This window comes from Nocardioides sp., assembly GCF_041600255.1.
Taxonomy (GTDB): domain Bacteria; phylum Actinomycetota; class Actinomycetes; order Propionibacteriales; family Nocardioidaceae; genus Nocardioides.
Map to the genome: position 1 here is coordinate 1 of NZ_JBFIKK010000162.1, position 6525 is coordinate 6525.

Here is a 6525-nt window from a genome sequence, read left to right on the forward strand (position 1 = left end):
GCAGCGGGGCGACGTCGATGCCCAGCACACGAGCCAGCGTGCGCAGGTGCCCCCGGGCGTAGAAGTCCCCGCCACACGGCACGAAGTCGTCGACCTCGATGGACTCGATCACGTGCGGGCGGATCCGCGTGCGATCGGCCAGCTGGTCCACGGTCAGCGAGAGCCGGGTCCGGGCCGCCGCGAGCTCGGGCCCGATCACCGGGTCCTCGGCGGGCTCGGCGGCGAAGTCGTCGATCACCAGGGGCTCCACACCGGAGCCCGCCCGGGCGATCGGGCTGACCCGGTCCCCCCACACCACGGTGTCCTCGACCAGGTTGACGCTGCCCGGACGGCGCAACTCGCGCGCCTCCGGCAGGCCACGCCCGTCGGTGGCATCGACCTGGTCGGAGGCCAAGGCCGTGGCGCCCAGCGAGAAGTCACTGCGCACCTCGGCGCGGATCGCCGTGATCGGAGCCCGCAGCGGGCTCGGCGTGGTGCTGGCGAGGCGCGGCTCCGGCGTCTCCGCGCGCGGCTCGCCGGACGCCTCGATCTCGGCGCCGTCCTGGTCCGCGACGTCGCTGTCGCGTTCGCCACGGCGTGGCAGGCGGGCGGCCACCGCTCCGATGGCCAGCGCGACCAGCGGTCGCGGGTCGGGCCAGCGGCGCTCGACCGTGCCTTCGGCCTCGTTTTCGGCCACGACGTCCGCGGCCGACTCGGCGACGGCGGGTTCGGTCGATTCGCTCTCGACCGGAGCGTCGGCCGCGAGCTCGTCCGCCTCGGTGTCACGCGTCGTCTCGCCGACGAGCTCCACCACCGGGGCCGACCCGGCAGCCAGCGCGGTCAGTGCGCCCAGCAGGTCCTTCTCGGCGCCGACGACCCGCGTGGAGAGCGCCAGCGGGACAGCAAGCGGGGCGCCGTACACCCGGTGCGCAAAGCGGGACTGACGGCGGCCGGCGGCGTCCAGGTCGGCCAGCACCCGCTCGTCGTTGCGGGCCACCAGCACGAGCAAACCGTCGCGCAGCAGGCCGCGGCGGGGTCGCAGCTCGACGCGGGCGAGAGCCCCCCACGGCATCCCGCGCCAGGTGCGACCGAGCCGGATCCGCACCCCCTGGGTGTCGGCCACCAGCAGCGGGGTCCGGGCGTCGACGAAGTTCAGCAGGTGGACGACGCCCAGGGCGCCCATCACCGCGACGAGGAGCCAGTCCACCCACGAGCCGGACGCGGTGGCCCGGGCGAGGTAGGCGATGGCCACGGCCGAGGCGACGACGCCCACCAGGGCGGAGAGCCCGCCGTTGCGGCGCACCTCGACCGCGTCCGGGACCAGGCCCAGCGACTCGGGGACGTCGTCCTCGATCACGTCCAGCACGGCAACGTCGTTCACATCTCCCCCTGCAAGGTCGCAATCACGCCGTCGATCTCGTCCGGCTTCACGAGCACGTCACGCGCCTTGGAGCCCTCGCTGGGACCCACCACGCCGCGACTCTCGAGGATGTCCATCAGTCGTCCGGCCTTGGCGAAGCCGACCCGCAGCTTGCGCTGCAGCATCGACGTCGAGCCGAACTGCGTCGACACGATCAGCTCCACGGCCTGGATGACCAGGTCCATGTCGTCGCCGATGTCGTCGTCGAGCTCACGCTTGCTGGCGGCCGGTGCCGTGACGTCGTCGCGGTAGGTCGGCTCCAGCTGGGTCTTGCAGAACTGCACGACCTGGGCGATCTCGGCCTCGGTGACCCAGGAACCCTGGACACGCACGGCCTTCGAGGAGCCCATCGGCAGGAAGAGTCCGTCACCCTGGCCGACCAGCTTCTCGGCGCCCGGCTGGTCGAGGATGACCCGGCTGTCGGTGACCGACGAGGTCGCGAACGCCAGTCGCGAGGGCACGTTGGCCTTGATCAGACCGGTGACGACGTCGACCGAGGGCCGCTGGGTGGCCAGCACCAGGTGGATGCCGGCGGCACGGGCCAGCTGGGTGATCCGGACCACCGCGTCCTCGACGTCGCGCGGAGCGACCATCATCAGGTCGGCCAGCTCGTCGACGATCACGAGCAGGTAGGGGTACGGCGAGAGCTCCCGCTCGCTGCCCGGCGGCACGGTGACCTTCCCGGCCCGGACCGCCTTGTTGAAGTCGTCGATGTGGCGGAAGCCGAAGTTCGCCAGGTCGTCGTAGCGCATGTCCATCTCGCGCACGACCCAGGCGAGCGCCTCGGCGGCCTTCTTCGGGTTGGTGATGATCGGCGTGATCAGGTGCGGAATGCCCTCGTAGGCGTTCAGCTCGACCCGCTTGGGGTCGACCATGATCATCCGGACCTCGTCCGGGGTCGAGCGCATCAGGATCGAGGTGATCATCGAGTTGATGAAGCTGGACTTCCCGGATCCGGTGGCGCCGGCCACCAGCAGGTGCGGCATCTTCGCGAGGTTCGCGACCACGAAGCCGCCCTCGACGTCCTTGCCGAGGCCGCAGACCATCGGGTGGTGGTCGGAGCGCGCCGCGCCGGAGCGCAGGACGTCGCCCAGGGAGACGACCTCCTTGTCGGTGTTCGGGATCTCGATGCCGATCGCGGACTTGCCGGGGATCGGGCTGAGGATCCGCACGTCAGCCGAGGCGACCGCGTACGCGATGTTCTTGGACAGCGCGGTGACCTTCTCGACCTTGACCGCCGGGCCGACCTCGACCTCGTAGCGGGTAACCGTCGGACCCCGGGTGTAACCGGTGACCTGGGCGTCGATGCCGAACTCGTCCAGCACCTGGGTCAGCCGCTCGACCACGGCGTCGCTCGCCTTGGACCGGGCCTTGTGCACGGAGCCGGGCTTGAGGATCTCACCTGCCGGCAGCGAGTAGGTGACGTCGCCCGACAGGGCGAGCTGCTCGACGCGCGGCGGCAACGGCGTGTGCTGCGGGGGTTCCAGCTCGGCCTTCTCGGTGACGACGGGCGGGAAGGCGTCGGTGGCGTCCGGGTCGTCGTCGTCGACGACGGCGCCGACCTCGCCGGTGGCCACCTGTCCGAGACCACGCTTGCGCTTGCGCAGCTCGCGGTCGGAGAGCACCGGGGTGTCGTAGGCGGGGTCGCCCAGATCCGGGTCGATCTCGTCGTCCGGGGCGGCGTCGCGGCCGCGACCGCGGGTCTTGATCGGCTGGGTGTCCTCGGTGTCGTCTCCGACAGCGGGGTGGCCGAGCAGCCGGTCACGCGTCGCGGCCAGCTTCACGGGCACCTGGTAGAGCGGCGTCGCGGTGATCACCAGCACCCCGAAGGCGGCCAGCAGCACGAGCAGCGGCACCACGACGTACGGCGTGCGCAGCAGGTCGAGGAGCAGGGAGGAGACGACGAAGCCGACCGCTCCCCCGGCGCCCTGGAGCTTGCTCGCGTCGCCGAGCACGGGCTGCGGGCTGCCGTTGGCGATGTGCACGATGCCGAGCACGCCGAAACCGAGGGTCGCCCAGCCGATCACCTGACGGCCGATCGGACCGTTGTGGACCGGATCGCGCATGTTGCGCCACCCGATGTAGACGAGCATGAACGGGACGAGCCAGCCGACCTTGCCGACCGAACCGGCGACCAGGGTGCGGGTGAACTCCATGACGCCGCCGCCGAGCTGGAACCAGACCGCGGCGGCCACCACGAGGGCCAGGCCGAAGAGGAAGAGCCCCGCGCCGTCGCGCCGGTGCTCGGGCTCCAGGTCGCGAGCGGTCCGACCGATGCTCCGGGCGGTCGCGCCCAGGCCGTGCGCGATGCCCAGCCAGACCGCCGCCAGGGCGCGGGCGATCATCGTGAAGGTGCGGGCGATCGGGCCCGGGCCGTTGCGGACCGCGCGTGGCGCGGGACGCTTGGACGTCGAACGCGACGCGGGTCGCTTGGCTGTCGAGCGGCTGCTGGAGCTGCGGCTCGACTTGGACGCGGTGGTGGGCTTCTTGCCGGTACTCCGCGATCGCGTGCTCGAGGTCCCTCGACCGGTCGTGCTCGCTCCGGACGAGGAGGTGCTCTTGCTTCGCGAACCCGGCGGGGAAGACGTACGGGTCGCCATGGTGATCAACGTAATCCACCGTCCCACCCGTCACAGGGACCACACGCACGCGTGTCGGCGCCGACTCGACGGGACTCCCGGGAGATCCGGATGGGATCGTCCGAGGTTCACGGACCATTTCCGGCGCTTCACTGGTCTGGACCGCCGATCTGACTTAGGTTCGAGCCCGGAGTGACCCGGATCACCAGGTCGGCTCCGCTTCATTTCCCTACTCGGAGGCGAGACAATCACGTGAAAATTGTCAAGCAAGCAGTGTGTCTGGCACTGCTGGGAGCGGGCCTCACGGCCGTCCCCGGCGTACAGGCCACGGCGGCGGGTTCGAACCCGCGAGCAGCAGGCGACAACCTGGTGCAGCAGATGCGTCACCAGGCCGACGGAAGCGTCGCCCTCACCACCGAAGCCGCCACCGGCCGCATCGGCTTCATCCGTACCCATCGCGACGGCGACCTGATGCCCTCGCGCGCGGGCGGCACCCTCACCAAGGCCGCCGACAAGGCGACCGCCTACCTGACCCGGTACGCCGCTGCCTTCGGTGCTCGCCCCGGCGAGCTCCGACAGCGTGACGTGATGACCAACAAGCACGGCTGGACGGTCGTGTTCGGCCAGGAGTACCAGGGCATCCCGGTCTTCGGCGCCCAACTCCGGGCCAACCTCGACAAGGACGGCGACCTGACCTCGGTCAACGGCTACGCCGCTCCCGGGATCAACCTCAGCCCCACGCCCACCTTCTCGGCCGAGCAGGCCGCAGAGCGGGCGATCGCCCTGGTCCGCACGGACTCCGGCGACCACGGAGGCGCCAAGGTCGACACCCGCGGCCTCAAGGCCGTGGCGAACGAGCTGTTCGTGTACCGGATCGGCTCCACCCGCGGCGAGACCGGCAAGGCCGTGCTCGCGCACGTGATCGAGGTGAGCAACGAGCGGAACATCCGCGACATGGTCTTCATCGACGCGAACACCGGCAAGGCCGTCAACCGCTACTCGATGATGCACAGCGGGTTGCACCGTGAGCTCTACGAGGGGTCACCGGCTCCGGAGGACCTGGTCTGGGAGGAGGGCGACCCCCTGCCCGGCACCCTCAACGAGGACCAGGAGAGCCTGGTCCGCTCGACCGGCGACTCGTACTGGTTCTTCGCGAACACCTTCGGCCGTGACTCCTACGACGACGCCGGTCACGTGATGCGGACGGTCAACAACGACCCGACCATCTCGTGTCCGAACGCCAACTGGAACGGCAACACCACCAACTACTGCGACGGGGTCACCTCCGACGACGTGGTGGCACACGAGTGGGGCCACGCCTACACCGAGTACACGAACAACCTGATCTACCAGTGGCAGTCCGGGGCGCTCAACGAGTCCTACTCCGACATCTGGGGTGAGACCGTCGACCTCATCAACGGCCGCCTCGACGAGGGCGAGGGCGACACCAGCGTCCCGCGCGGCGACGGTGAGTGCTCGAAGTTCACCCGCGGCAACATCGGGATGACGATCAACGCTCCGGCCGAGATCGCCGGTGAATGCCCGGCGGCCCCGGCGTCGTTCGGCCCGGTCTTCGACTCGACCGGTGTGACCACCGACCTCGTCGTCGGCAGCCCGGTCAACGGCTGCACGGAGCTGACCAACCCCGGTGACGTGGCCGGCAAGTTCGTCTACATCGACCGCGGCGCCTGCACCTTCGCGACCAAGGCGAGGAACGCGGCAGATGCCGGCGCCACCGGGATCGTGGTCGGCAACAACCAGCCCGGTGCCCAGCCGTTCTCGATGTCGGGCTCTGCCGACATCTACGGCCTGATGACGACCTTCGAGAAGGGCGCCGACATCAAGGCAGCCACCGAGACGGTCAACATCACGGTCCGCGACATCGACACCGACCCGAAGTCGGACTCCACCCGCTGGCTGATGGGTGAGAAGTCGGACGCGTTCGGCGGCGCCATCCGCGACATGTGGACCCCCACCTGTTACGGAGACCCCGGCAAGGTCACCGACGCCGAGTACCACTGCGACACCAGCGATGCCGGCGGCGTGCACAGCAACTCGGGCGTGCCGAACCACGGCTACGCTCTGCTGGTCGACGGTGGCGACTACAACGGCGTCACCGTGGACGGGATCGGCCTGGACAAGGCGGCGAACATCTTCTTCCGCACCCAGATCGCCTACCTGACCGAGACGTCGGACTTCACCGACCTGGCCGACGGCCTGGCGGCGTCCTGCACCGACCTGATCGGCGCGGAGATCAACCAGGTCTCCACCTCCGACACCGGAGGCTCGACGCCGGCCGCCCCCATCACGGCGGACGACTGCACGTCCGTCGACGCCATGGCGGACGCCGTGGAGCTGCGCACGGAGCCGACCCAGTGCAACTTCCAGCCGCTGCTCGACCCGAACGCCCCCGCGGTGTGCGGTGAAAGCTACACCAGCAAGGCCGTCTTCTCGGAGGACTTCGAGGACGGTCTGGCGGGCTGGGCGCTGGACGAGGAGCTCGGGTACCCGGACGCTCGCGGCTTCGACTGGGAGGCCACGAACGAC

Annotated in this window: 3 protein-coding genes; 1 reads left to right on the forward strand and 2 read right to left on the reverse strand. The window is 70.2% G+C overall.

Going from position 1 to position 6525, the window contains the following annotated elements; genetic code table 11:
* Together ABZE72_RS15080 and ABZE72_RS15085 are read right to left on the reverse strand one after the other, a co-directional pair.
* Nucleotides 1-1360 (reverse strand): helix-turn-helix domain-containing protein (locus tag ABZE72_RS15080; protein WP_372729852.1); only part of this gene is annotated, 1360 nt, incomplete at its 3' end.
* Nucleotides 1357-3999 carry a DNA translocase FtsK gene (locus ABZE72_RS15085; protein WP_372729853.1) on the reverse strand — a complete coding sequence of 881 codons (2643 nt, stop codon included), beginning with the start codon at nt 3997-3999 and terminating at the stop codon, nt 1357-1359. The genes ABZE72_RS15085 and ABZE72_RS15080, both read right to left, overlap by 4 nt.
* 357 nt (nt 4000-4356) lie before the next feature.
* Here ABZE72_RS15085 and ABZE72_RS15090 point away from each other — a divergent pair.
* On the forward strand, nt 4357-6525 hold a 2169-nt coding region (locus tag ABZE72_RS15090; protein ID WP_372729854.1), incomplete at its 3' end, for a M4 family metallopeptidase.

What these genes read in the sequence shown, in the direction of transcription:
- ABZE72_RS15085 (WP_372729853.1), bottom strand. Translation starts at nt 3,999, where the DNA reads ATGGCGACCCGTACGTCTTCCCCGCCGGGTTCGCGAAGCAAGAGCACC.